Consider the following 24,564-nt stretch of genomic DNA (forward strand, 5'->3'; position numbering starts at 1 on the left):
ATTATAATCCTCTCATTTAACTGAATTTTCATATTTTTTTATAAAGAAAAATATAAAAAAGTTTAATAATAAAAAAGAAGATACGAATGTATCTCCTCCTTATGACTTTATATACTCTTAATAACAATATAATGAGTTTCCGGCCTTGCACTTAATCTAAGTGGTATAGTCGTCGTTCCATATCCATTACTTATTATTTGAGTTATTCCCTCATACACATGCGTTTTACCTTTTTCATAAGGACCATATCCGAAAATCCTTATTTGGCCTCCATGTGTATGACCACTTAAAACAAGAGATACTCCTTTTTCTTTCTTTAGTAACTTTAAGACTCTTGGATTATGACTAACTAAAAGCTTAAATGAATTTTGATTAACACCTTGAAATACAAGGTCAAGATCCACATTCCCAGTTTTCAAATCATCTACTCCAATTAATGCCCATTTTTTTTGTAAATGATTAATCGTGTCAGATGAATTTTTCAATACAACTACATCCCATTTATTAAATATAGTCTCTAGATTCTTTTTTTCAATTTCAATATCATTATTTCCCCAAACAAAGTAGACCTTTCCAAGACTACTTAGTTTTTGAATATTTTGTTCGATTCTTTTTAGAGGTACTCCTTTTTCTAAAAGATCACCACCAATTATGACAAGATCAACTTGATTAGACATTTTATTTATAATAGAAGAACTAATTTTTCTTCTATGAATATCTGAAATAAAAAATAGTCTAATTGGTTTTTCAAGCGGATTATTTGAAAAAGAAAATTCATGTTTTCTTACTATATTTAGATGAGCCTCTATGAACATATAAAATAACATCAGAAAACCTAGTATTATACAAATGATAAAATAAAACATACAGGCCTCCATTTCCAGCATTAAAAGAATTACCTACTCGCTGAGCTTTTCTAAAAAGGACTACTATTTTCGGTTTCTAAGCGATAAATTCACGCATTAGCCGTCGAGCATTTAAACTCTTTTCAACTAATTGATCATCCCACGCCAAATACCTCTCACCACTTATTATTTTTTCCTTCTCGCTCACAACATCTCCTTTAAAATCATTTTCCAACCATCTTTTCCGGCTTTTCCTGTCTTTTTCATGTTAAAGTATTATAAAAATAATCAAAAAATTGTTAGGAGGTATCTGATTGGATTTAACGATTTATTTGTCTTTTATAGGAGTGTCCTTATTATTAATAATAGCACCTGGACCTGATAATTTTTTTGTTATGGCTCAAAGCATTTCATATGGTAAAAAAGAAGGAATTGCAACCGCATGTGGCCTTTGTTCAGGAGTTACAATCCATACACTTGCTGCTTCAATTGGTTTATCAGCCATCCTATATAAATCAGATGTCGCTTTTTCCTTTTTAAAATACTTAGGTGCTTTTTATTTATTATACTTAGCTTACCAAGCATTTCGTTCGAGTAATGAAGTTGGCTCATTCACGAGACCTAAAAAACAAACATTACCAGCCTTATATCGTCGCGGATTTTTAATGAATGTATTGAATCCAAAAGTTTCGTTATTCTTCCTAGCGTTTTTACCTCAATTTGTTGACAAAAGCGGAATGGAAGTTCCTCTACAGATGATCGTTTTAGGTTTAACTTTTATGGTATTAACTCTCAGTGTATTTTCAATTATAGCTGTTTTTGCAGGCAGCTTAGGTGAAAAATTGTTACAAAATGAGAAATCATCTAAATTTGTCAATCTAGCACAAGGCATTATATTTACTGGGCTTGGATTAAAGATATTCTTTATGGATCGATAAAATTGTGATTTTTAAATAATCGTGAACAGAAAAATGAAAAATGAGTACTGTGAGTAGTACTCATTTTCTTTTTTGGTGAAGTAAATGTTTTAAGTTTTTTTATTGGATTTCGTTATTTTTTAATTGAATCACTATCTATTGTATCGTTACCTTATGAATTTAGTAGGTTTCACTCTATTTATTCAAGTTAAGTAAGCCCTTATTTGCAGTTTGGGATTTTTTAATTGCGCCCTGGCTGATTTATTTGCACTTTCTTAAATTTAATTGCAGATTCGTATTTATATTTGCCCCTCATCAAACTCGTGTTTTTTCAGCTCAATATTTTTATAATATCTTCAACTCTCCAGCTTTAATCATATTTGCTTGTTTTAAGAATAAGTACACAATATATGAAACGATCCCAGGTACTAATACGTATGTAACAATCATCGGTATAATAACTGCACTTCCATAAGTGGCTAATAAATTCATTGGGGCAACAAATGCACATAACCCTAAGCCTGCGATTTCTTTTGGCGCTTCAATATGAAATAGGAATGCAGAAACCGGTCCTGCCACGGCACTTGCAACTATGGTTGGTATAAGTATCCTAATATTTCTAGTTACATTGGGCAACTGTAATTTTGGCGTGATAATTAATAAACCAAGAATACTTCCTGGATCATTCTCCCGTGCTGAGATAACCGCTAAACCAACAAATTGTGCTGCACATCCTGCTAAGGCAGCCCCGCCAGCAAGTCCATCTAAATTCAATGCAATTGCTAATGCAGCAGAGGAAGCAGGCGAAACAATTAAAATCCCCCAAACGACTGCTAATACAATTGAAGCAATAATTGGTGAACCTTCTGTTGAACCTTTAATAAAATTCCCAACCGCTATTAAGATTGGAGAAATCCATTTTGATAAATATAATCCAATTAAACCTGAAATTAAGATAGCAAATAAAGGCACAACCATTAAATCAAGTTTTGTTTTACCTTGAACAGCTTTTCCAATCAGGATTGCAACTAAAGCTGATAGTAATGCTCCGACTGGTTCACCCATTTTAATGGTCATTGCCGTATCTACCATTAATAACGCTCCGGAACCGATTATTGCAGCCGCCATTGCAGAAAAAATGATTAATGTACTCGATCCTAATAAAACGGCTATACCTGCACCAATGGCTGGTGCCATTAATAACTTAGTTGATAATCCGATCGTCATTAAAGATTCAAAATGAAAAATTTTTCCAATACTTTCAAGTAAAGAACCAATACCGATCATGACAAAAACAGCATGTGCTATACCTTCTGAAGCTCTAAATACCTTACTTTTTTCTTGCGTACTCATATCATACCTACCTTTTTTTAGTAACTACTTCTAGTATTTGCATAATGAATAGAAAATTATTAATAAATAGAAGCACAAAAAAGCGTCCAAAGAAATTGGACGCTTTCAATAGGGAAATTATACCATATTCGTTGTAATGCTTAAACACTCTTCCGCTTTCATTATTTGTTTCCAAACTTCATTTGTAGAAGTTCCACCTTCACTAATTCTTGCTTCCATTACCGTTTTTGGATTTAATGTATGATAAATATCTTCTTCAAACACTTCATTAATCATCTTAAATTCCTCAAGATTTAATTCCCCAAGAAATTTATGATTCTCTATAGCATATAGAACCGTTTTTCCAACGATTTCATGAGCTTGTCGAAATGGTATATTTTTTCGAACTAAGTAATCAGCAAGGTCAGTAGCGTTTGAATAATCATTTTTAACAGCTTCATACATACGATTTTCGTTTACTTTCATTGTATCGATAATTCCTGAAAGTAATTGCAGTGCTCCTACAACGGTATAAACAGTATCAAACATACCTTCTTTATCTTCTTGCATGTCCTTGTTATATGCTAAAGGTAGTCCTTTTAGAACTGTTAATAACCCGATTAAGCTGCCATATACTCTCCCTGTTTTACCTCGAAGTAATTCTGGAACATCTGGATTTTTTTTCTGCGGCATAATACTAGAGCCGGTACAAAATGCATCGTCTAATTCAATAAACTGAAATTCTTGACTAGACCAAATGACAAATTCCTCTGATAGTCTAGAAATATGTGTCATTAGTAATGACGAATCTGAAAGGAACTCTACGATAAAATCACGGTCGCTTACTGCATCTAAACTATTATGATAAATATCGCTAAAACCAAGTAATTCAGCTGTGCGTTGACGGTTAATTGGGAATGTAGTTCCAGCTAATGCACCTGCACCTAATGGTGAAATATCCACTCGTTTTAAACTATCTTTGAATCGGCTTTTGTCACGCTCAAGCATCCAAAAATACGCAAGTAAATGATGTGCAAATGATACAGGCTGTGCTCTTTGTAAGTGCGTATACCCAGGCATAATAGTATTTACATGTTTTTTTGCTTGCATAACGATTTTATTTTGAACTTCTTCAATGAAATCAATAATAGAGGACGTATTATTTTTTAAAAAAAGATGCATATCCGTTGCTACTTGATCATTTCGACTACGCCCTGTATGTAGTTTTCCTCCTACAGGACCGATTTCTTCAATTAATAAGCTTTCGATATTCATATGAATATCTTCATTTTCAATATTAAATTGAACCTCATTTTTCTCAATTTTTTTTAATATTTTATTTAAACCTTCTATTATAAGTTCAGCTTCATTGATTTCAATTATGCCACATTCTCCAAGCATCGTTGCATGTGCGATACTACCCGCTATATCTTCTTTAGCCATTATTTGATCAAATTCAATTGATGCCGTAAATTCTTCTACTAATTGGTTTGTCTCCTTCGTAAAACGTCCGCCCCAAAGTTTTGACATAACTGCCTCCTTAATCCACTCTATATTTTATTTACTTAAAACTGTATTTTTCTGTGTAACTTCGCTATATACCTTTGTTGGTAATCCCCAAAGTTTAATAAAGCCTACCGCTGCATTATGATCAAATAAATCACCCTTTGAATAAGTTGCAAGCTCTTCATTGTATAGACTAGTTTCCGATTTTCTACCGACTACTGTATGTGTGCCTTTAAATAACTTCACACGAACAATACCACTTACTGTTTCTTGCGTTGTATTGACAAACGCATCTAAGGCACCCATTAAAGGTGAATACCATAATCCATCGTAAAGCATTTTTGAAAATTGTTGTTCAATACTTACCTTAAAATTTGTTACCTCACGAGGCAATGTAAGGAACTCTAATTCTTTATGAGCATTGATTAGGATTAGCGCTGCTGGATTTTCATATACTTCACGTGATTTTATGCCTACTAATCTATTTTCAATATGGTCGATTCTTCCAACACCGTGCTTTCCACCAATACCATTTAATTGTTCAATTAATTGAACTAGTTCAATAGGCTGGCCATTCAAACTTACAGGTACACCTTTTGAAAATTCAATTTCAATATATTCAGGAACATCAGGAGTATTTTCAATTGCATTCGTCCAATCAAAAGCTTCTTCCGGTGCTTCATTCCATGGATTCTCTAATACACCTGCTTCACAAGCTCTTCCCCAAATATTGGCATCAATTGAAAATGGATTATCTAGATCGACCGGAATTGGAACACCATTTTCATGTGCGTACTGAATTTCCTCATCACGTGTCATGCCCCATTCACGAACAGGTGCCACTACTTTAAGATTCGGATTCAAGGCCATTACTGAAACTTCAAAACGAACTTGATCGTTTCCTTTACCAGTACAACCATGTGCAACTGCAACTGCACCTTCTTGCTTTGCTACATCAACTAATAATTTTGCGATTAAAGGTCTTGAAAGAGCAGATGATAGTGGATACTTTCCTTCATATAATGCATTCGCTTTTAGAGCCGGGACAATATATTCATTTGCAAATAAGTCCTTTACATTGATCATATATGACTTAATTGCTCCTAAATTTAACGCCTTTTGACGAACAGCTTCAACATCTTTTCCTTCACCTAGATCAAGACAAAGTGCAATCACATCGTAGTTATATTTTTCCTGTAACCATTTAATACAAACTGATGTATCTAAACCACCTGAATATGCTAAAACAATTTTTTCATTTCCCATGTTATTACCCCCGATTAGATTTTTAGAATAGATTTTTAGAATTATAAATTACCCATTAATGCAACTAAGATCGCTTTTTGAGCGTGAAGTCGATTTTCCGCTTCATCAAATACTACCGAATGCTTACCATCGATTACTGAAGCTGTTACTTCTTCCCCTCTGTGTGCAGGTAAGCAGTGCATGAATAAATAATCATCTTTTGCGTTTTCTAATAAGTGATCATTTACTTGATACGGGCTAAAATCTTTTAAGCGGATTTCAGCTTCTTCCTCTTGCCCCATACTGGTCCAAACATCCGTTATTACAACATCAGCTCTACTTACACCATCTACAGGATTATTCACTACTTCAATAACACTTCCAGTTGTTTTTGCAACATGCTTCATCGATTGAAGTACTACTTTATTCGGTTCATACCCAACGGGACATGCAATTGTTAAATAAACACCAAGCTTAGCTGCACCTTCAATTAAAGAATGACAAATGTTATTATTTCCATCTCCTACATAAGCAATCTTCAAACCTTTTAATCTACCTTTATGCTCAAGAATTGTTAAGAAATCAGCCATGATTTGAGCAGGGTGGTGTAGATTTGTTAAACCATTAATAACTGGAATTGATGAGTGTTCAGCAAACTCAGTCAACATTTCATGAGTATTTGCTCGAATCATGACCCCATCTACATAACGAGAAAATACTTTCGATGTATCATGAACAGTTTCACCTCTACCAAGTTGTAAATCTTTACTACTCATAAAGATTGCATGACCACCTAATTGCATCATGGCAATTTCAAATGAAAGTCTCGTTCTAGTAGAATTCTTTTCAAAAATCATCCCTAACACTTTGTTTTTTAAATAAGGGTGTGCCTCTCCCGCCTTTTGCATATTTTTCATCTCTAAAGATTTTTCTAGTAAGAATAATAATTCACTTGATGAAAACTCACTTATCGAAAGAAAATTTTTCCCTTTAAAATCCGACCATTTTACAGAGCTAAAATTTCCTTTTGTAACATTCCCTTTTGTCTTTTGAATATAACCATTTTTCTTTACATGATTTTCTTTCAATACTTTGCTCATAAATCCATCCCCTTTTTTTAGAAGCTTTAGATTCTTATATAATGAATGATTATACACAAATATAAATAATTATACAATCAGTTTTTTAATTTTTTCTGGTAATTTTTTTTGAATAATTCTAACGCATCCACCAAAACCCTTATAAATACTCGTTTTACACTAATAAACAAGATAAAAAAAAGGGGGAAAATAAAAAAAGATGAACTAACCAATCATATATAATGATCGGTTAATCCACCTTTTTAAATATTTATTCATTTACCAAGAAAAGACTTTAACATCCAAAGCATCTTTTCAATTTCAGCAATCTTACCTAGAAATAAGTCCGCTGTTTCTTGATCATCACTTTCTTCTGCAATTGAGATTACATCACGCGATTCTTGTACAACTTTTTCATAGTCTTTAATCAGATCAGATACCATTTCTTCTGCAGAAAACGTATGATTACCTTCTTTAATCGTAGCCGTTTCTAAGTATTCACGCAGTGTAGCAATTGGTTTTGCACCAATTGTTAAAATACGTTCTCCTAAATCGTCTACCATTACTTTTGCATCGTCATAATACAATTCAAATTTTTCATGTAGAGTAAAGAAATTCGGTCCTTTTACATACCAATGATAATTATGTAATTTTACATATAACACATTCCAATTCGCCAATTGTTGATTTAAAAGACTTTCTAAATTTGCCAACTTCATTCACACTCCAATTTCTTTGTTAACATACAAAGAAATTTTTCCCAAAAAGTGTGAAGTCTATTCTATTTTTCCCATGAATGTTCAATTGTAGTTCGAAATAGTTTGTTTAAGTTCTCAGTATTCACCTTGTTTGATTCAGTAATTCCCTTAACATACTCTTCAAAAAACTGAATTTGATTTTCAATAAAATCATTTAATACTTTTTTTCTAGGCTCTAAATCTAATTCTTCACCTTGTTTTTTTCGGGTTAATAACTTGTCTACTTCTTCTAAAAGTTCCTGTTCTAACCCTTCCATCTCTAAAAGTTCATCAAACAAAATTGGAGGAATTTCATTGTATTTTTGGATCCATTTACAAGCTAAAATTGGTCTTAATACATAAAAATACTTTTTAATCTTAACTTCTTCACCTTGCAAATAATCACGGTAATTCCCTTTGGCCATATGGAGATAATGATAAATACACGCCTTTTTAGAAAGAATTTCATTACCAATTTTTCTTAATTCTACTGAAATCGTTAAATCATCATGATAAACAATTGGAGACCTTAACCATTCTAATAAGGCCGGGTTTGACTTTGCGAAAAGATTAAGTGCCTTTTTTATGTCCCACCCACTAAAGTCGAGTAAATCATTGATTGGGTATTCAATTACATCACGTTTTTGGTCAATGCTTAAATACCAATCTTTGCGATGCACATAAACAAAACGTACATCATAATCACTGTCTTTAGATGGAAATCCCCACGCTCTACTACCGGACTCAACTGCAAATAGTATTTTTACATCTTGTTCGGCTTCTATTTGTTTTAGTTTTTCTGATATTATTTCCTTCATATTTATCCTCTTACCCCCGTCATTAAATGCTTCAGTATAAATAGTATTATAAATATTATGGAATCTACATAGAAATATACTTTCATTTTTTAGATTCCTAACACCTAGATATGTGATCCTCTTTCTATCTTTAGGAAGTTTTATTTTGTAAATCGAGGATTGAAAAAAGAAAAAAAACAGTCATTAATGACTGCCCTTTAAAAACTCTCTTAGCCTATCTGATAACTCATCCATATTTTGAATTCCTTCTTTAACTGTTTGAACGACCATATCAAAATTTGGTTCTTTCATTTGCAATTCTTCATATAACCAATCATATAGATTTCCAGCGTCGGAACATAATTGATTTAAACATTCCTTTTTGTTAGAAGGAAAAACTAAATCTTCTAAAGTTAGTTCTCTTTTTTCTTTTGCTATTTCACTTCCCATTATCTGTCTTCTTTTCAAATTTTCATTGCCTAATTCTTCTACTCTATCCCACAATTCTTCACTCATTCGATCACCTCATATTCTCACTGTAAAGTAGTTTCCATTTCTTTAGCAATTGTATTTATTCCTAGATACTTACCTTTTCTTACATCAAGCATAGTATCTCCAATTACATAAAAAAATGAATGAAATTTTCCAGCTAAGATTTATACCTCTGTCTTCAGCTATTATTAAGATTGATTTCGATGATTCTCCAATTGTTCATTAATGCCTAATCCATCTTCTACTCTTAATAGTCGGAGATAAAATTAATCCATATGGCATTTGCCCATTTAACTCCTTGCATATATTATGAGAGAAAATACAGAGAATTAATCTAGATTCCTTAATAATATTGAATAATCGATAGGATGGTGCCCTACTAAGTGGAAAACTTTATTTATGTATTAAAACCAGTTCGATCAACTTTTTTACATGATTCAACGGAAGAAGAACGAAATATTGTATCAGAGCATTTCCATTATCTACAAAACTTAAATAAAGAAAAGACTGTATCTTTAGCAGGAAGAACCGAACAAGCTGAATTTGGTATTGTCATCTTAAAAACAGAAAGCTTACAGCACGCAACAGAAATCATGCAAAATGATCCGGCTGTTAAAAAGAATGTAATGACTGCTGAATTTTATCCATTTTTAATTGCTTTAAATTAAATTCAAAAAGTGCATCAAAATTGCTATTACAAGCCATTCTCGATGCACTTTTTATTGTTAATTACTTAAAATTAAAAAATATATTTTCTAATTCTTTTAACGTAGTAGCTTTCTTAGCTACTTCAGACTTTTCTTGATAGAAACTAATATTACTAAAACGATGTAGTAATAAATAAGTCATTAATTCTTTTTGTAAGCCCTCGTTTAATTCGTTTTTCGTATAGCCATAGCTCTCAAGAAAAATTTTATTTAGTCCATCAAATGGATAAAACATAAACGCTATTGGCCCAAGTAAATCATATTTTGAGTTTCCTACAAAGCAATCAGCAAAATCAATTAAACCAGTAAACCTCCAAATGCCATTAACTTTATTCATGATTAAATTAAATGGTGTGTATTCTCCAGTTAATAACACGATTTGTTCTTTTCCTTGCAATGTTTTATCTTCTATATAGTTTGTTAATTGGGTAAATAATTCATCATTTAATCCGTTATTCTTATGATGGTTTTCAACTTGCTCTATTTGATTCGTAATAAATTGCTTCCAATAATTATCATCATCTTCTTTTGTTGAGATTGTTGCATCATGGATTTCTCTTATTATTTTTCCTAAATCAAACGCAATTTGCTTTTTCTCCTCAAAAGTCAGTTCATCAAAGACATCAATTAAAAGAGTCCCTTTTAGTTCACTCATTACTAAATAGCTCCAGCCTTCAAATTGACCAGTTGAAATTAATTTAGGAACATCTACAGATAGAGTACGGCCGTTTAAAAACTCTAGAACCTGTTTCTCTTTTGTGAACTCGTCATTCACATAAGAAGGATATAATTTAATGACAATTTCACCATCTATACTAAAAACAATATTTCCACCGTACGAAAATCGAGTAAGCTTCTCATAATCGATCTTTTCTAACTCACAAATTTTACGGATTTTACCTTCCCAAAAACAATTTTTCTCGCGCATTATTCTATATTTATCTTTTGTTATTTTATAAAGATAGGTCATCCATTCTACCTCAATTATTAAATTATTTTTTTACTAATTTTCCTACTAAGCAGAAAGATTTTGATTTAATACCGCTCTTTTTTTAATATTAAGTACAAATAAAGTAGCGACTAAACAAAAGATACCTGCTGCAATAAAGATTGATTGGTAGGCATTTAACCAAGAATAAACCAAACCTCCACCATATGCTGCGGCTCCGGCACCTAATTGATGGGCAGTATAAATCCATCCATAGATTACCCCTACCTTCTCTTTACCAAAATGATCTGTCGCTAGTTTAATAGTTGGCGGAACTGTAGCAATCCAATCCATCCCATAGAAAATAGCAAAAGCACTTAAATAAATGATTGAATTAGTGGATAAAGCAAAAGGTAGAATAAGTAGTGATAAGCCTCTTAAACCATAATACCAAAATAACAGCCAACGATTATCAAAGCGATCAGAAATATATCCGGATAAAGTCGTTCCGATAATATTAAATATTCCCATGAATGCTAAAATACTAGCAGCCGTCACTTCTTTATATCCATAATCGATACAAAGTGAGATAAAATGAGTACCGATCAAACCACTAGTTGAAAAGCCACAAACGAAGAAACTTGCCGCTAATAACCAAAAAACTTTCGATTTAGCACCTAATTTTAACCCATCAAAAGCTGCCTTCACTGGATTCACATTGTTCGCTTGCTTCTTATTGCTTTTTTCAGCCCCTAAAGGTAAAACTCCAACATCTGCTGGATCATTCTTCATAAAAATCCAAAGTAATACATAAATGAATACACCAAAAGAAAAAATGGTTAAAACGGCATTTCTCCAAGAATAATTTTCAACGATATATGCCATAAGCGGCAAGAAAACAAGTTGACCGGCAGCTGAACTAGAGGTTAAAAGACCTAGCGCTAAACCACGCTTTTTTTCAAACCATGTTGTTGCAACGTACGCATTTAACACCGTCAAAAATGCCCCCGCACTTAAACCAATAATGATTCCCCAAATGATAAATAAATGCCAAATTCGTGTCATAATTGTTGTTAGTAAAATAGCAGCTAATAATGTTCCCATCCCTACTAACAATACTTTTCGTACACTAAACTTTTGATATAAGCCAGCAATAAATGGACCAGAGAATCCAACAAGAGTTATACAAATCGCAAACGCACCAGAAATTGACGCTCTACTCCAACCAAATTCCTTTTCAAAAGGAATCATCATCACTCCAGACATCGTATTTGTTACTGCAGCAATAATGACGGATAAGAAAGTAACAATTAAAATAATCCAAGCATAATGTATTTTTCCGCTCTTCAATCAAACTCCTCCTTCATTATTAGACCATTATCATTCTCTCATTTAATAACATTTTTTTAAGTTGATCTACACTATTAACAATTGCATTCGCTCCTGCATTCGTTAATTCAAATTCACTTCCGTATCCGTAAGTTACTCCAATCGAGTCAATTTTAGCGTTTTTTGCACCAATTATATCGTGAAATCGATCCCCAATCATTACCGAATCTTCCTTAAAAAGATCATTATTCTTTTCAAAAATATACTCAATTATCTCGCCTTTATCGATTCTTGTGCCGTCTAATTCACTTCCAACAATTTGAATAAAAAACTCATCAAGTTGGAAATGAATCAATATTTCCCTTGCGAAAATAGTAGGTTTTGAAGTTGCTACAAATAATCTTTTTTTCTCTTTTTGCAAATCTCTTAGAAGTTCACGTATCCCATCATATACATTATTTTCAATCATACCACTCTGCGAAAAGTATTCGCGATAAAAACGAACTGCATTTAATAATTCTTTTTCATTTAATTGACAAATTTCAAAAAAAGATTGCTGAATCGGTGGTCCAATAAATTTTAATAGCTCTGATTCTAATGGAATAGCTTTTTTCATTTTCTGTAATGCATACTTTACCGAGTTCAAAATCCCTACTTTTGGATCTGTCAATGTACCATCTAAATCAAACAAGATTGTATTATAAGTCATTATTTTCTTCCTCCATCATTATTTTTCACCACAAAAAAGCGTTAGCATTTTTAGCTAACGCAAATGATTCATTTAAATTTTCCATTCTTTTTTCAACATACTATAAACAGCTATATCATAATACTTTTCTCTAATTTGCTGTGCTTCTCTTTGGACACCTTCTTGTTTAAAATGTAAACGTTCAGGAATTCCCCTACTCTTCCCATTTTCAACAGCTGCTCTAATCACAACACGATTAAGATTAAGCTCATCATAACAATATGAAACTAAACCTTCTACAGCACGAGTCATTATTCCCTTACCTTGTACATGTTCACTTAACCAATAGCCTATTTCAGTTGTTTGATTCGACCAGTCTATATAATGTAATCCTAGCATACCTACTAGTTCATTTTTATAAAAGATGCCCGCTTCAAAACCATTATTATCTGCAAATTTTTGTAGCCACATAGGTATGATCGATTTTTGATAATCCTCGATCAATGGAATATTTTCAGCCCAAATCAACCATTCTTTTAAGGAGTTTTGGTTTCCCTTCAGTGCCTCTACTAATGTTGCTGCATATTTCGGTGTTAATAAATTGATTGATAAATCCTCACTAATTTGAACTTTAAACATGTCCATCCTCCTTTTTTTACTAAGACATTATTCCTAATTAGCTAATTACATTTCTTCAGATTTAGGAGAAGTCTGGTAACCAAATCTAATTTCTACTTTTATATTAATCTACTTTAATTCTCTATTAACTGCTCTAAATCCTCTCACTTTCAAAAAAATTTCCACCTACAATGTTAATCCATTGCTGACCGACATAAAATCTACATTTTATTTGTTGTTTTTTAATATATTTTAGGAACAAGTTTCACAATCACTTGCCTAATCACTAGTTACATAGTATATTTTTTCACAAGGAATATTAAAAACTTCTAATTATTTCTTAAAAATAATAAATATCAAACATGAGGTACTTTCATGCAAAACTGGATTATTGAAACAATGGATACATTTGGCTATTTAGGTATCTTTTTATTAATTGCATTAGAAAACATATTTCCTCCAATTCCTTCCGAAGTAATTTTAACGTTTGGTGGGTTCATGACGACAGAATCTTCACTATCAAAAATAGGTGTTATTTTCTTTTCAACTTTAGGATCAGTAATTGGAGCAATCATACTTTTTTGGATTGGTACTTTACTAGATATAAAAACGTTAGAAAAAATCGTAGAACGCTGGGGGCATTTTTTACGTTTAACTAAAAAGGATGTCCATAAAGCGGACGAATGGTTTTCAAAATACGGTGTTTGGACTGTCTTTTTCTGTAGACTGATTCCATTAATACGTAGTTTAATTTCAATACCAGCTGGAATGGCTCGAATGAATTTTTGGATCTTTTTGTTATTTACAACTTTAGGCTCACTAATATGGAATACAATTTTAGTTTTAGTTGGTGCGTCAGTCGGTGCATCCTGGGAAAAGATTGTTGAGTATATGGATGTGTACTCGAATATTATTTATGGAATTTTAGCAATTGGATTGGTCATTTTTATCTTCCTTTTTATCAAAAAAAGAAAACGTTCTGCCTAAATAAGAAGAAAAAACTCAGACTAATTTCGTTTAGACTGAGTTTTTTAGCTTTATTTATATCTGAGTACTCTCATCGAATTGAATACTGCCAATACAGTAACTCCAACATCTGAAATTACTGCTTCCCACATTGTAGCTATTCCGATTACACCTAGTAATAAGAAAAATCCTTTCACTGCTAAAGCAAAAAAGATGTTTTGCCATACTATTTGTCTTGTACGTTTAGCGATTTTAATGGCATCTACAATTTTTGAAGGTTCATCCGACATTAAAACAACATCAGCAGCTTCGATCGCTGCATCGGAACCAATTCCTCCCATTGCAATACCTATATCTGCTTGTGCTAAAACTGGTGCATCATTAATACCGTCCCCTACAAAAGCAATTTTTTCTTTCGATGATTTTATTTTTTCAATCAATTCAAGCTTCTCTACTTTTTGATGTGGAAGAAGCTCTGAATATATATCATCTATTGCTAATTCCTTACCAATACTTTTCGCAACTGTGTTAGAATCACCGGTTAACATGATCGTCTTTTTAATTCCAACTTTTTTAAGCTCAAGTATTGCTTTTTTCGCATCATTTTTTAGTTGATCTGCAATGACAATTGATCCTATATAATGATTATTTTTTGCTAAATACACTGTTGTGCCTACTTCTCTAGTTGGTTCATATAAAATTGAATGACTTTCCATTAGTCTTGAATTCCCTACTAACAGAGCATCTCCATTAATCGTAACGCTAATTCCATGTCCGGCAATTTCAGTATAGTTAGATAGCTTTGCTTCGACAATATCTTTACCATACTTTTGACGAATTGATAATGCGATCGGGTGAGTAGAATAAAACTCTCCATAAGCAGCTAATTCCAATAACTCCTCTTTCGAATGACCACGTGTAGGCATAATCGAACTTACTTGGAACTGTCCTTTCGTCAACGTTCCAGTTTTATCAAATACAATATATTTCAAATCATTTAATGCTTCTAAATAATTACTTCCTTTTACTAATACTCCCGATTTTGATGCTGCTCCGATTCCTCCAAAAAATCCTAAAGGAATTGAAACAACTAGAGCACAAGGACATGAAATAACTAGGAAAATTAATGCTCGATATACCCAATCATATAGCGTTTCACCTGGAATAATAATTGGTGGGATAATTGCAATAATGGCTGCTGTGATAACAACAATAGGTGTATAAACCTTAGCAAATTTTGTAATAAAATTTTCAGTTGGAGCCTTCTTATTAGTTGCGTTTTGAACAAGTTCTAATATTTTTGATACTGTCGATTCATTAAATTCCTTCGTGACTTCAATTTCGAGTAAACCTTGAACATTTATAAATCCACTTAATACTTCATCGCCCTCAAATATTTCTCTTGGTAATGACTCACCTGTTAATGCAGAAGTATCAACACTTGAAAATCCACTTTTTACAATTCCGTCTAACGGAACCCTTTCCCCAGGTTTAACGATGATCATATCACCAATTTGAATCTTTTCAGGAGATACTTGTTCAGTTTTGTCACCATTTTTTAAATTAGCATAATCGGGACGTATATCCATTAATTTTGAAATCGAATTCCGTGAACGATTTACTGCAATACTTTGGAACAATTCACCTAGCTGATAAAATAGCATTACCGCTACAGCTTCAGGGTATTCTCCAATAATAAATGCTCCAATTGTAGCTACTCCCATTAAAAAATTCTCATCAAATACTTGCCCTCTAAAAATATTTCGAATAGCTTTTAAAACAACGTCAGCACCCGCTATTAAATAGGCAGCTATAAAAATAATCAATTGAAAGATCATAGGTACATTAAGTAATTGAGCTAAAATTAATAAAGCAGTACCGCTCCCTAATTTAACAATAAGTTTTTTTGTTTCAGTATTCATTCCCTGTTGCTTCTCTTGCCCAAGTTTTGAATCCATTTTTGAAACAGGATTAATATGCGGTTCTAATACACGAATCTTATCTTTAGCGCTCTCGATAACTGATTCTTTTTGTTCCTCACTTGTTGTAATTGTCATCGTTAATGTTGCAAAATTTACTGAACATGCATCAACGCCGTCAAGTGTGGAAACTCCTTTTTCAATCTTCATTGCACAATTAACGCAATCAAGACCTTCTAATTTTAATTCACTATTTACTTGCCTTTGCCCCCTTGTCAACAAACTCAACTCCTCTCTTTAAGAAACACCTATATTAATCCTCTAAAATATGTTCTAGTGCTTGATTGAAAATTTGCGTAACATGATCATCTGCTAAAGAATAATAAACTACTTTACCTTCTTTACGATTTTTTACTAAATGCGCCTGTTTTAATACACGTAACTGATGTGAAATAGATGATTGAGTCATTTCTAATAAATAAGCTAGGTCACATACACACATCTCAGATTGACTAAGTGCATGTAATATTCTCGTTCTCGTCTTATCTCCAAGAACTTTAAAAAGATCTGCTACTCCTGTCAGTGTTTCAATATTTAACATGCTTTCTTTTACTGAAAGAATTATATCCTCGTGCATAACCGTTTGTTGACAAGCTTCTTCACAAACTTCGTCAACTTTCTTCTTTTCTTCAATCATAACTGTCCTCCTATGAATATATGAACAATCATTCATATGTTTTCTATCTATATATATTATATGAGTGATTGTTCATATGTGTCAAAATATTATTTGTAAAATTTAAAGGAATATTACATATGATAAAGAAATGATTAGTAATGCATACAAAAGGAGAAAATTTAATGACTCTAATCGGATATCTTTTTTGGGGAATTTGCTTAGTAGCCGTAATATTTACCTTTTTAATCGAAAAAAAATTTGGAACAACTCCTCCTTATAAAACAGAGCATCAAGCATTATTTGAAGAAATTACGAAGATTGATCGAGCTTTAGTGCAGGAATAAATATTAAAAACAAAAAAGTCAGACAGTTACCGGAATTACTCAGTAACTGTCTGACTTTTAATTTTGTCCTATATCCTAACCCTGTTCTTTCGGCATATGGGTATTTGTCGGCTTGGCATATCCTTCTTTGTATTTATTATCAATGACTTTTCGAATTTCTAAAGGCGTTTTTCCTTCTTGCTGTAACTTCGCTGATTCAACTGCAATTTCCATACAGTTGACACATGTAGTAGCATGGCTATCCCACACGATTGAACCATCTTCTTTTACTTCATGAATAAAGCAATCTAAATTACTTTTATGACCTACACTTTCACCACAACCACAATAACACGGAATATTTTTAAGTAAATCAGCATGTTGTGCTGCCACCATATAAATTTGTTGAATCTGTTGTTCTTTAGCGCCTAAAAACTTCGGCAAAGTTTCTTGATTGATTGTTTGTTCTCTAATATCACTTGTTTGAACATGTTCGGCATGATTTTCGTGACTTTTCGTCTTATTCGTTTCAGCTTGTTGGTTACTGCATCCTGTTAACAAAATGGAAACCGTTATAGCAAAAAATACATTATGAATTGTTTTTCGTTTCATCCATTTCCTCCAATAAATACACGTTAATCTTATTTTAATAATTATTGGAGTGGAAAACAAATTCTTTTAACTATGAATAAATAACTGAATCGATCAACATTTGCAATAAACTTGTAAATAAAAAGAAAAACCTAATCAAAAAACCAGCCCATGCAAAACGTCTATAATTTCCCCATCGTTCCTGATTATCACTACGCTTACAAATCCACATTAAAATCCAAAATCCAAGTGGTAAAATTGGTATTTCAATACGGTATTGATTAAAATTCAAATTAATACTAAAGACAAACAAACCGATAAAAATTGCAATAATAGCCTTCCAGACTTCTGGTTTCACATCATTTGTTCTATAGATCCAAAATAGTAAAATGCCAAGAGTAATATAATTTACTAGTGTAATAATGATAGTAGAAACAAAATGATAGTCATCAAAATGGATATCAACGTCCATTAGATTCTCCTTTTAGATAATTTGATGGTTTCTAATAATTATGACGGTCTTTATGATAATATTTAGTTAATTCACCATTTTCATCATTAATTGATTCTAAAATTAAATTAAACCCTTTTTTCTCAAGGATTTTTACTGAATAGATGTTTTTTGCTTCAACGGTAGCTACTATAAAATTTAACTTTCTGATTCCAAAACAATAATCTTCTATTAAACTAGCAATCTCAGAGCCATAACCATTTCCCCATTCTTCTTCAGCTAATCGATAGCCTATTTCAAACTCATCCGCTTCATTTTTAATGACCGCACATGTTCCAATCAATTGATTAGTCTCATTTTTACAAACTGCCATCACTTCAAAATCAGCGTATTTCTCCTTATACATTTGAAGAATCTTATTTAATTCATTTTCAGTTTCTTCTATTGTTTTAGGGCGATTTGTTATATATCTCATTACATTCGCATTAGATTGAAGCTTGTTAAATGCTCTAGGTCGTCCATTTTAAGCTTTCTTAAATATAGTCTATTTGATTTCATAATCATGGTTATCTCCCGTTTCCAGTGTGTAAACAAAATCCTAAAAACTTGATTTTCTGAGTCTGAGTCACCTATTAAATTAGGTGACAAATCAAATTAACAAATACATGTTTTTTTCTTTACTCCAAGCTTTCCCCTAGCTTCGACCTTTTCAATATAATCAGTCGCTAGAGGTACTTTACACGCCGTGTTTCCTACGTCCACGTGGACTTTTCCAATCTTTTGACCAATCATCATTGCTTCAGCTGTAAGAGTTGATACATAACTTCCTACTGCAATTACAAAACCATTCATTGTATAACGAACTCTATTTTTAGAAGTATGTATATTTTTTTCAATATAATTAAGTAATTTACGAACTTCTTCTTTATCAATCTCTTCATCTGGTGCAATTGATAAATAATGACTATAAGTGCTCCATCCACAATTTTCAATTAATTCATCATCTGACTTCAACCATTCTCTAGCTAATTCGATTGCATACTTGGTTTCTGCTGCAACAGCACCTACAATACTTTCAGCGATCATAGACCAGTGAGCTTCTTTCGCCCAATTTTGAAGCTGTTCCTTTGTCATTAACTTTGGATTAATTGATAAACCTGCCAAATACATTGCATCTGAATTTCCTGTATGAAAAAGTGATAATGCTAATTCTTGATCCTTTTTAACATATTTAACAAGCTTTTTCAGATCACCAATTTTAACGCCAAATAAAGGTTCCTTTGCACCATGGCGCAAAAAAGTTTTTTTTGTTTGCTCAGTTCCCATTTCCTCTAATGATTTCATAACTTCTTCTAATGTCATCATCTTCTCCCCCTTAATAAATGTTTGTTCCATAACATCGTTGTCTAAAATGTATCCTATCATACATATCAAGGAAGGAAAGTATATAATGAACTATTTTTTTCTATTCATCATACTATTCAGTTTTACACTCTCATCCTGTTCAAATATTCCGAAAGTGCATGAAGTTCATCAAAATAAATCAACTGTTGCAACTGCAAGAAACGAAGACTGGTCTTACAAAGGAAAAACTGGACCAAATTATTGGAGTTCAATCAATAAAAAATATGCACTATGTTCAAATGGAAAACAGCAATCTCCCATTAATATTGATCAAGCTATAAAAAAATCACTACCTTTAGGTATAAACTATCATAATGATCTTTTTAAAATAGAAAGGTCGCAGTACACGGTAAAATTCAGTCCGGTTAATCACTCCAACTCAATTAATTTAAATGGAACAAACTATACATTACTACAATTTCATTTCCATACTCCAAGTGAGCATACAATAAATGGGAAACAAAGTGATTTAGAGATTCATTTTATAAATGAGAATAAAAATAAATCTATTATTACTATCGGGGTACTTGTTGATAGTGGAAGATTGAATAAAGAATTCCAAAAAATCCTAAATGCAAATCCTATGGATGAAGATCTTGGGGGAAAGATTGTAAAAATAAATTTACAGTCCTTTATTCCGTATACAAGTAAAAAATTTTCGTACACCGGCTCTTTTACAACTCCTCCATGTACTGAAGGGATTAAATGGATAATCTTTAATAAACCTATACAATTTTCTGAAGAACAAATCCACTCTTATCAAAATTATTTCGAACCAAATAGCCGCCCCGTTCAGCCATTAAATGGTAGAGATTTATTTGAATTTTGGTAAACATAACGGGTTTTAATTTACTTCCTCATAAGAGGTTCATGAGGAACTAATAATGCTCAGTTTCGGAATTTAATTCCTCATAACTGGTTCATAAAGATCTATTATTGCTCAATTTCGAAATTTACTTCCTCATAACTGGTTCATGAGGAACTATTAATGCTCTAAGTTAAAAATTACTTACTCATAACATCCTGGGGTGAAATCAACCGATAATTCTTATTTAGCTACCATCTTCTTTTTCAACACCACAAAAAAGTTATCCCACTTAAAGGATAACTTTTTTGTTTAAAACGTTATTCATCAGTTTTCTCATCACGATGAACTACTTCTAATTTTCCTGTATGTGGGTCAATTACTAAACCATGAATTTCAACCTCTTTTGGAACAAGTGGATGGTTTTTAATAATTGAAACACTGTGGTTAACACTGTCGTATACATTCGTAAAACCAGTTAACCATTTGTCTAAATCTAGACCTGAAAAACCTAAAATTTCTAGGTTTTCTTCTTTAATTCCTCGTGCAACCATACTTTCTTTCATACGTGTAGGATTTGTATTGCCCATTCCACACTCATGGTGACCGATTACTAATACTTCTTTAGCTCCAAGTTCATAGATTGAAACTAGAATACTTCTCATAACTGAACCAAACGGATGGGCAATAACTGCACCAGCTGTTTTAATCATTTTCACGTCACCGTTTCTAATATCAAGCGCCTTTGGTAAAAGCTCAACTAGACGTGTATCCATACAAGTAACAACTACAACCTCTTTATTCGGAAACTTTGAAGCTATGTATTGCTCATATTCCTTATTCTCAACAAACTTCTTATTAAAATCTAAAATTTGATCTAACATAAATTCCCCGTTGCCATTTCTTTATAGATATGTATAAATTAATGTTTGCTTCCCTGTTCTCAGTGTCCGATTTTGCCTAAGCTACTCTCGTTTGGTCTAACACTCCGAGGGCGTAAATTCGGATACATCAAATCCTACATAGCTGAGTTATCGTTTATATGAATATTCTCAACTTTTTTGTTTGACTTGGTTTTCGTCTGTTATTTATCCTACTCACTATCATGGTTCTATCCAATGCAGAAGTCACTTACGCAACCCCCTAGATTCACAGTAGGTATAATAATTATATCATGAATTTATCTTTTAATAGCAAACAATTAGGCAACGTACCTCCCTTCTTGTTATAAAATATAATAGATTTATACAAATTGTTTTAAATGTAGCTTAATTCCAATCGAGAATTAAGAGCATTTTTCCTATACCTATATTGAAGGAAAAGCTCAAAATATACAACCATTTTGCACACATTTATAGTATTATTCTAAAATTATGTTTTCATTTATACCGTTTTATTTTTATTTTTTGCATGGTGAAAATACCGTCAGACAATTAATCAATCGAAATGCTTTATTTTTAAATTCCCATTAATTTCTATCAAAATTTTATTTTTAAAGTTTATATTGTACACTAGACTTAGTCATTAATAAGGAGGGAATTAAAATGAAATTTGAACATTCAATTGCATTACATAATGGAGTAAAAATGCCTCAATTAGGTTTAGGTGTTTGGCGTGTGTCACCTGAAGACGGTGTAGATGCAGTCCGAACAGCTATAGAAGTAGGTTATCGTCATATTGACACTGCAGCTGTCTATCAAAACGAAGAGCAAGTAGGTGAAGCTATTCGCCAATCTGGTGTTTCCCGTGATGAACTTTTTATTACAACAAAAGTTTGGAATGCCGATCAAGGGTATGATACAACTTTAAAAGCTCATGAAGAAAGTCTTAAAAAATTAGGCTTGGACTATGTTGATCTTTATTTAATTCACTGGCCAGTAAAAGAGAAATATTTAGATACATATAAAGCATTAGAAAGACTTTACGATGAAAAGCTTGTGCCAGCAATCGGTGTTTCAAATTTTCATGTCCATCACTTAGAAGATATTGCAGCTCATCGCAATATTAAACCAATGGTCGATCAAGTCGAATTGCACCCAATGTTTCAACAAAACGAATTACATGAATATTGTCATAAAAACGGAATTGCATTAGAAGCATGGAGCCCATTAATGCAAGGTGGCGAAGCTTTAACAAATCCTGTTATAAAAGAGATTGCGGATCAATATGGTAAATCAACCGCTCAAGTCATCATCCGTTGGCACTTGCAACGCAATGTAATCGTTATTCCTAAATCAATCACACCTTCAAGAATTCAAGAAAACTTTGAAGTATTCAACTTCGAGCTTTCTTCAAATGATATGCAACAAATTGCTACTCTTGATGCAAATAAACGTGTAGGTCCAGACCCTGATAATTTTGATTTTTAAGGGGCAGGTTTAAGAGTAAGAAATTTATAATAATGAAATAGGAATGGCTACCAGTTTTTTGAAAGGTAGCCATTTTTCCTTATCCTTTAGGTTCTTATGTAATCAAATTAAATAAATCTCTATCCGTTCTTTCCCTCCACCTATATTGTTTCGTTTTAACTGTATTCCATTAATTTCTCCTGTTCGCTTAATATGTGTCCCACCGCACGAAACTTTACCAAAGCCTTTGATTTCCCAATATCTTCTTTGATTTTTTGTGTCATCAAACTCACTATTTATTTCCAAATCGGCATCAATCAACTCTTTTGCTTTTATCTCTAAAAGTGGGAATGTTTCAGAGATATTTCCATCCCAATAAAAATCAATTCTAGCTTTATCACTAGTAATATTTGCACCAATTTTTTTAGGATTATTATAATTTTGATACATTAGCTCCAAGATGATTTCTGCAGCAAAATGTAGTTTCATAATTCGAAATCGTTTCTCCCAATCGATTTCAATCACTACTTCTTGTCCTTTTTGAAGGTCATGACTTTCTGGTAATGTGTAGATAATATCAAATCCGTCCTTCTTCGCTTCAATCACATCATAATTACCAATTCTCCCTGAGTCTGATTGTTGGCCACCCGAAAAAGCATAAATAATGGTTTCGTTTAAAGTAACATTCCTGCCATCTACTTCCGTAACAATTGCAGTGGTCTTTGTAAGATATGGATCTTCCCAAAATAGTTTTTTTACTCCCATTGCTTTTCTCCTTATTCGTTTCTTTGTTTCTACTAGTTGATTTCCCTTTTATAGTTAGTAAAAAAGGAACAATTTCTATAAATTGTCCCTCTTCTACTTAATCCATATAATTTACTTTGTTACAGCTTCACTACCTTTTACTAATTCAATACGTACTTTTTTCAGCCCATCTTTTTCATCAATATATGTACTTAAATTCCAATTTGCTGCAAGAGTATGTTTGATTAGATTAATTGCTTCTTCAGATAAATAGATTCCTTGAATTGCAGTTCCCATATCTTCATAATCTTTTTCAACTTCAATGCCAAATTTATATCTTAATAAAGTCATTAATGAGCCTTTTGTTAAAAATTTGATTTGATAGCCATCATTAATTATTTTTTTAAAATCATCTTCATTGTTTTTGTACAGTTTTATTAATGTTTCCCAGTCAGGAAATCCATTACCATATTGATTTAAAAACGCGAAATTCTCTTCTTTCACAGCGTTTATTAACTGAATGTTTTCTACACCAGCACTACGTAGACTTTCAATCATAATTGCATTATTTATAGCAATACTAACAAAGCTCATCTTTGTTCTCCCTTCGAATTACAAGAATATTCTTTTTATTCAACTTTATCATAAAATACCGTACTAAACTATTAAATTGATGAGATTTACACGGAGATGATGAGGATAGGGAATGCTTTGTGAATACAAAAAAATCACAAAATCCTGTAACAGATTTTGTGATTTTAATTCTTGGAGAATTAGATACTCCATCATATCTAAATTGTGTTTAATGTGATGAAGGCAGTTGTGCCTTCTCCATTTTCACTTGTAATTTGTAGATTGCCACCATAGTTTTCAATTAGGTCTTTTGCTATTGATAAGCCTAAACCATTACCACCGTTAGCTCTACTTCTCGCTTTATCAGCTCGATAAAATCGGTCAAAAATATGATTGATATCTTCTTCTTTAATACCGATTCCGTTGTCTTTCACTTTGATTTCGATCTTGTTAGCAACTTGAGCTGTAGTTATATGGATAATGGTGTGTTCTTTACTGTATTTAACTGCATTATCAAACAAAATAATTAATATTTGCATTA

General features: G+C 32.2%; 28 protein-coding genes and 1 pseudogene. 6 read left to right on the forward strand and 23 right to left on the reverse strand.

The window, feature by feature from the left end:
- Positions 1 to 107: 107 nt before the first annotated feature.
- Positions 108 to 866, reverse strand: a complete 759-nt coding sequence (locus CN514_RS11615) for a metallophosphoesterase (protein ID WP_176525878.1) — start codon at positions 864 to 866, stop codon at positions 108 to 110.
- A 76-nt stretch (positions 867 to 942) separates the two neighbouring features.
- Positions 943 to 1,053 carry a maltose acetyltransferase domain-containing protein gene (locus CN514_RS11620; protein WP_141529357.1) on the reverse strand — a complete coding sequence of 37 codons (111 nt, stop codon included), beginning with the start codon at positions 1,051 to 1,053 and terminating at the stop codon, positions 943 to 945.
- 106 nt (positions 1,054 to 1,159) lie between these two features.
- Here CN514_RS11620 and CN514_RS11625 point away from each other — a divergent pair, with 106 nt between their 5' ends.
- Positions 1,160 to 1,783 carry a LysE family translocator gene (locus CN514_RS11625; protein WP_098232719.1) on the forward strand — a complete coding sequence of 208 codons (624 nt, stop codon included), beginning with the start codon at positions 1,160 to 1,162 and terminating at the stop codon, positions 1,781 to 1,783.
- Positions 1,784 to 2,107: 324 nt separating this feature from the next.
- On the opposite strand, the gene CN514_RS11630 is transcribed toward CN514_RS11625, so the two are convergent.
- The 7 genes from CN514_RS11630 to CN514_RS11660 all read right to left on the reverse strand — a co-directional run bounded on the left by CN514_RS11630 (position 2,108) and on the right by CN514_RS11660 (position 8,974).
- Complete coding sequence (locus CN514_RS11630; RefSeq protein ID WP_098232720.1) at positions 2,108 to 3,115, reverse strand: PTS sugar transporter subunit IIC; 1,008 nt, start codon at positions 3,113 to 3,115, stop codon at positions 2,108 to 2,110.
- 117 nt (positions 3,116 to 3,232) lie between these two features.
- Positions 3,233 to 4,624, reverse strand: a complete 1,392-nt coding sequence (gene argH / locus CN514_RS11635) for an argininosuccinate lyase (RefSeq protein ID WP_098232721.1) — start codon at positions 4,622 to 4,624, stop codon at positions 3,233 to 3,235.
- 27 nt (positions 4,625 to 4,651) lie between these two features.
- Positions 4,652 to 5,866: an argininosuccinate synthase gene (locus CN514_RS11640; RefSeq protein WP_098232722.1), complete on the reverse strand. Its 1,215-nt coding sequence runs from the start codon at positions 5,864 to 5,866 to the stop codon at positions 4,652 to 4,654.
- Between the two features lie 41 nt (positions 5,867 to 5,907).
- Positions 5,908 to 6,945 carry an ornithine carbamoyltransferase gene (gene argF, locus CN514_RS11645; RefSeq protein ID WP_098232723.1) on the reverse strand — a complete coding sequence of 346 codons (1,038 nt, stop codon included), beginning with the start codon at positions 6,943 to 6,945 and terminating at the stop codon, positions 5,908 to 5,910.
- Between the two features lie 254 nt (positions 6,946 to 7,199).
- On the reverse strand, positions 7,200 to 7,643 hold the full coding sequence (locus CN514_RS11650; RefSeq protein WP_069033875.1) for a Dps family protein: 444 nt from the start codon (positions 7,641 to 7,643) through the stop codon (positions 7,200 to 7,202).
- A gap of 62 nt (positions 7,644 to 7,705) precedes the next feature.
- Positions 7,706 to 8,479 carry a nucleotidyltransferase domain-containing protein gene (locus CN514_RS11655; protein ID WP_098232724.1) on the reverse strand — a complete coding sequence of 258 codons (774 nt, stop codon included), beginning with the start codon at positions 8,477 to 8,479 and terminating at the stop codon, positions 7,706 to 7,708.
- 183 nt (positions 8,480 to 8,662) lie between these two features.
- Positions 8,663 to 8,974, reverse strand: coding sequence for a hypothetical protein (locus tag CN514_RS11660; protein ID WP_098232725.1), 312 nt, complete (start codon positions 8,972 to 8,974; stop codon positions 8,663 to 8,665).
- Positions 8,975 to 9,333: 359 nt separating this feature from the next.
- Here CN514_RS11660 and CN514_RS11665 point away from each other — a divergent pair, with 359 nt between their 5' ends.
- On the forward strand, positions 9,334 to 9,618 hold the full coding sequence (locus CN514_RS11665; protein WP_098232726.1) for a YciI family protein: 285 nt from the start codon (positions 9,334 to 9,336) through the stop codon (positions 9,616 to 9,618).
- A 61-nt stretch (positions 9,619 to 9,679) separates the two neighbouring features.
- Here CN514_RS11665 and CN514_RS11670 read toward each other — a convergent pair whose 3' ends face one another.
- The 4 genes from CN514_RS11670 to CN514_RS11685 all read right to left on the reverse strand — a co-directional run bounded on the left by CN514_RS11670 (position 9,680) and on the right by CN514_RS11685 (position 13,241).
- Positions 9,680 to 10,627 (reverse strand): aminoglycoside phosphotransferase family protein, encoded by a 948-nt coding sequence (locus CN514_RS11670; protein ID WP_098232727.1) that lies wholly within the window; start codon positions 10,625 to 10,627, stop codon positions 9,680 to 9,682.
- 45 nt (positions 10,628 to 10,672) lie between these two features.
- A complete protein-coding gene (locus CN514_RS11675; protein ID WP_286141646.1) occupies positions 10,673 to 11,935 on the reverse strand; it encodes an MFS transporter in 1,263 nt (420 codons plus the stop codon).
- Between the two features lie 19 nt (positions 11,936 to 11,954).
- The gene (locus CN514_RS11680) at positions 11,955 to 12,623 is read right to left on the reverse strand and encodes an HAD family hydrolase (protein ID WP_098232728.1); all 669 of its coding nucleotides are present in this window, start codon (positions 12,621 to 12,623) and stop codon (positions 11,955 to 11,957) included.
- A 72-nt stretch (positions 12,624 to 12,695) separates the two neighbouring features.
- Positions 12,696 to 13,241, reverse strand: coding sequence for a GNAT family N-acetyltransferase (locus CN514_RS11685; RefSeq protein WP_176525879.1), 546 nt, complete (start codon positions 13,239 to 13,241; stop codon positions 12,696 to 12,698).
- Positions 13,242 to 13,595: 354 nt separating this feature from the next.
- Between CN514_RS11685 and CN514_RS11690 the strand changes: the two genes are divergently transcribed.
- Positions 13,596 to 14,207, forward strand: a complete 612-nt coding sequence (locus CN514_RS11690) for a DedA family protein (protein ID WP_098232730.1) — start codon at positions 13,596 to 13,598, stop codon at positions 14,205 to 14,207.
- Between the two features lie 50 nt (positions 14,208 to 14,257).
- On the opposite strand, the gene CN514_RS11695 is transcribed toward CN514_RS11690, so the two are convergent.
- Both CN514_RS11695 and CN514_RS11700 read right to left on the reverse strand, forming a co-directional pair.
- Positions 14,258 to 16,393, reverse strand: coding sequence for a heavy metal translocating P-type ATPase (locus CN514_RS11695; protein WP_483295010.1), 2,136 nt, complete (start codon positions 16,391 to 16,393; stop codon positions 14,258 to 14,260).
- Between the two features lie 25 nt (positions 16,394 to 16,418).
- Complete coding sequence (locus CN514_RS11700; protein ID WP_098232732.1) at positions 16,419 to 16,802, reverse strand: ArsR/SmtB family transcription factor; 384 nt, start codon at positions 16,800 to 16,802, stop codon at positions 16,419 to 16,421.
- 164 nt (positions 16,803 to 16,966) lie between these two features.
- Between CN514_RS11700 and CN514_RS25685 the strand changes: the two genes are divergently transcribed.
- Positions 16,967 to 17,128 carry a hypothetical protein gene (locus CN514_RS25685; RefSeq protein WP_176525880.1) on the forward strand — a complete coding sequence of 54 codons (162 nt, stop codon included), beginning with the start codon at positions 16,967 to 16,969 and terminating at the stop codon, positions 17,126 to 17,128.
- Positions 17,129 to 17,203: 75 nt separating this feature from the next.
- Here CN514_RS25685 and CN514_RS11705 read toward each other — a convergent pair whose 3' ends face one another.
- The 4 genes and pseudogenes from CN514_RS11705 to CN514_RS11720 form a co-directional block, all read right to left on the reverse strand.
- On the reverse strand, positions 17,204 to 17,719 hold the full coding sequence (locus tag CN514_RS11705; protein ID WP_098232733.1) for a PCYCGC motif-containing (lipo)protein: 516 nt from the start codon (positions 17,717 to 17,719) through the stop codon (positions 17,204 to 17,206).
- A gap of 70 nt (positions 17,720 to 17,789) precedes the next feature.
- A complete protein-coding gene (locus tag CN514_RS11710) occupies positions 17,790 to 18,170 on the reverse strand; it encodes a hypothetical protein (RefSeq protein WP_098232734.1) in 381 nt (126 codons plus the stop codon).
- Positions 18,171 to 18,201: 31 nt separating this feature from the next.
- Positions 18,202 to 18,642 (reverse strand): annotated as a pseudogene (locus CN514_RS11715) (GNAT family N-acetyltransferase); the annotation flags it as partial.
- 161 nt (positions 18,643 to 18,803) lie between these two features.
- The gene (locus tag CN514_RS11720) at positions 18,804 to 19,511 is read right to left on the reverse strand and encodes a DNA alkylation repair protein (RefSeq protein WP_098232736.1); all 708 of its coding nucleotides are present in this window, start codon (positions 19,509 to 19,511) and stop codon (positions 18,804 to 18,806) included.
- Positions 19,512 to 19,599: 88 nt separating this feature from the next.
- Here CN514_RS11720 and CN514_RS11725 point away from each other — a divergent pair, with 88 nt between their 5' ends.
- Positions 19,600 to 20,385 carry a carbonic anhydrase gene (locus tag CN514_RS11725; RefSeq protein ID WP_176525881.1) on the forward strand — a complete coding sequence of 262 codons (786 nt, stop codon included), beginning with the start codon at positions 19,600 to 19,602 and terminating at the stop codon, positions 20,383 to 20,385.
- A 293-nt stretch (positions 20,386 to 20,678) separates the two neighbouring features.
- On the opposite strand, the gene CN514_RS11730 is transcribed toward CN514_RS11725, so the two are convergent.
- Positions 20,679 to 21,242 (reverse strand): beta-class carbonic anhydrase, encoded by a 564-nt coding sequence (locus CN514_RS11730; RefSeq protein WP_098232738.1) that lies wholly within the window; start codon positions 21,240 to 21,242, stop codon positions 20,679 to 20,681.
- 660 nt (positions 21,243 to 21,902) lie between these two features.
- Here CN514_RS11730 and CN514_RS11735 point away from each other — a divergent pair.
- A complete protein-coding gene (locus CN514_RS11735) occupies positions 21,903 to 22,727 on the forward strand; it encodes an aldo/keto reductase (RefSeq protein ID WP_098232739.1) in 825 nt (274 codons plus the stop codon).
- A 102-nt stretch (positions 22,728 to 22,829) separates the two neighbouring features.
- Here CN514_RS11735 and CN514_RS11740 read toward each other — a convergent pair whose 3' ends face one another.
- From CN514_RS11740 to CN514_RS11750, 3 genes are all read right to left on the reverse strand, one after another.
- Positions 22,830 to 23,471, reverse strand: coding sequence for an alanyl-tRNA editing protein (locus CN514_RS11740; protein WP_098232740.1), 642 nt, complete (start codon positions 23,469 to 23,471; stop codon positions 22,830 to 22,832).
- A gap of 111 nt (positions 23,472 to 23,582) precedes the next feature.
- The gene (locus CN514_RS11745) at positions 23,583 to 24,044 is read right to left on the reverse strand and encodes a hypothetical protein (RefSeq protein WP_098232741.1); all 462 of its coding nucleotides are present in this window, start codon (positions 24,042 to 24,044) and stop codon (positions 23,583 to 23,585) included.
- A gap of 197 nt (positions 24,045 to 24,241) precedes the next feature.
- Positions 24,242 to 24,564: sensor histidine kinase (locus tag CN514_RS11750; RefSeq protein ID WP_098232742.1), on the reverse strand; the 323-nt coding region annotated here is incomplete at its 5' end.

Origin of the sequence: Bacillus sp. AFS001701, assembly GCF_002559405.1 — a bacterium.
GTDB lineage: Bacteria > Bacillota > Bacilli > Bacillales > Bacillaceae_G > Gottfriedia.

Bases quoted from the DNA above. Each gene is read 5' to 3' on its own strand.
- CN514_RS11615 (WP_176525878.1), bottom strand. From the start codon at position 866: ATGTTTTATTTTATCATTTGTATAATACTAGGTTTTCTGATGTTATTT.
- CN514_RS11630 (WP_098232720.1), bottom strand. From the start codon at position 3,115: ATGAGTACGCAAGAAAAAAGTAAGGTATTTAGAGCTTCAGAAGGTATA.
- argH (WP_098232721.1), bottom strand. From the start codon at position 4,624: ATGTCAAAACTTTGGGGCGGACGTTTTACGAAGGAGACAAACCAATTA.
- CN514_RS11640 (WP_098232722.1), bottom strand. From the start codon at position 5,866: ATGGGAAATGAAAAAATTGTTTTAGCATATTCAGGTGGTTTAGATACA.
- argF (WP_098232723.1), bottom strand. From the start codon at position 6,945: ATGAGCAAAGTATTGAAAGAAAATCATGTAAAGAAAAATGGTTATATT.
- CN514_RS11650 (WP_069033875.1), bottom strand. From the start codon at position 7,643: ATGAAGTTGGCAAATTTAGAAAGTCTTTTAAATCAACAATTGGCGAAT.
- CN514_RS11655 (WP_098232724.1), bottom strand. From the start codon at position 8,479: ATGAAGGAAATAATATCAGAAAAACTAAAACAAATAGAAGCCGAACAA.
- CN514_RS11660 (WP_098232725.1), bottom strand. From the start codon at position 8,974: ATGAGTGAAGAATTGTGGGATAGAGTAGAAGAATTAGGCAATGAAAAT.
- CN514_RS11670 (WP_098232727.1), bottom strand. From the start codon at position 10,627: ATGACCTATCTTTATAAAATAACAAAAGATAAATATAGAATAATGCGC.
- CN514_RS11680 (WP_098232728.1), bottom strand. From the start codon at position 12,623: ATGACTTATAATACAATCTTGTTTGATTTAGATGGTACATTGACAGAT.
- CN514_RS11685 (WP_176525879.1), bottom strand. From the start codon at position 13,241: ATGTTTAAAGTTCAAATTAGTGAGGATTTATCAATCAATTTATTAACA.
- CN514_RS11690 (WP_098232730.1), top strand. From the start codon at position 13,596: ATGCAAAACTGGATTATTGAAACAATGGATACATTTGGCTATTTAGGT.
- CN514_RS11700 (WP_098232732.1), bottom strand. From the start codon at position 16,802: ATGATTGAAGAAAAGAAGAAAGTTGACGAAGTTTGTGAAGAAGCTTGT.
- CN514_RS25685 (WP_176525880.1), top strand. From the start codon at position 16,967: ATGACTCTAATCGGATATCTTTTTTGGGGAATTTGCTTAGTAGCCGTA.
- CN514_RS11705 (WP_098232733.1), bottom strand. From the start codon at position 17,719: ATGAAACGAAAAACAATTCATAATGTATTTTTTGCTATAACGGTTTCC.
- CN514_RS11710 (WP_098232734.1), bottom strand. From the start codon at position 18,170: ATGGACGTTGATATCCATTTTGATGACTATCATTTTGTTTCTACTATC.
- CN514_RS11720 (WP_098232736.1), bottom strand. From the start codon at position 19,511: ATGACATTAGAAGAAGTTATGAAATCATTAGAGGAAATGGGAACTGAG.
- CN514_RS11725 (WP_176525881.1), top strand. From the start codon at position 19,600: ATGAACTATTTTTTTCTATTCATCATACTATTCAGTTTTACACTCTCA.
- CN514_RS11730 (WP_098232738.1), bottom strand. From the start codon at position 21,242: ATGTTAGATCAAATTTTAGATTTTAATAAGAAGTTTGTTGAGAATAAG.
- CN514_RS11735 (WP_098232739.1), top strand. From the start codon at position 21,903: ATGAAATTTGAACATTCAATTGCATTACATAATGGAGTAAAAATGCCT.
- CN514_RS11740 (WP_098232740.1), bottom strand. From the start codon at position 23,471: ATGGGAGTAAAAAAACTATTTTGGGAAGATCCATATCTTACAAAGACC.
- CN514_RS11745 (WP_098232741.1), bottom strand. From the start codon at position 24,044: ATGAGCTTTGTTAGTATTGCTATAAATAATGCAATTATGATTGAAAGT.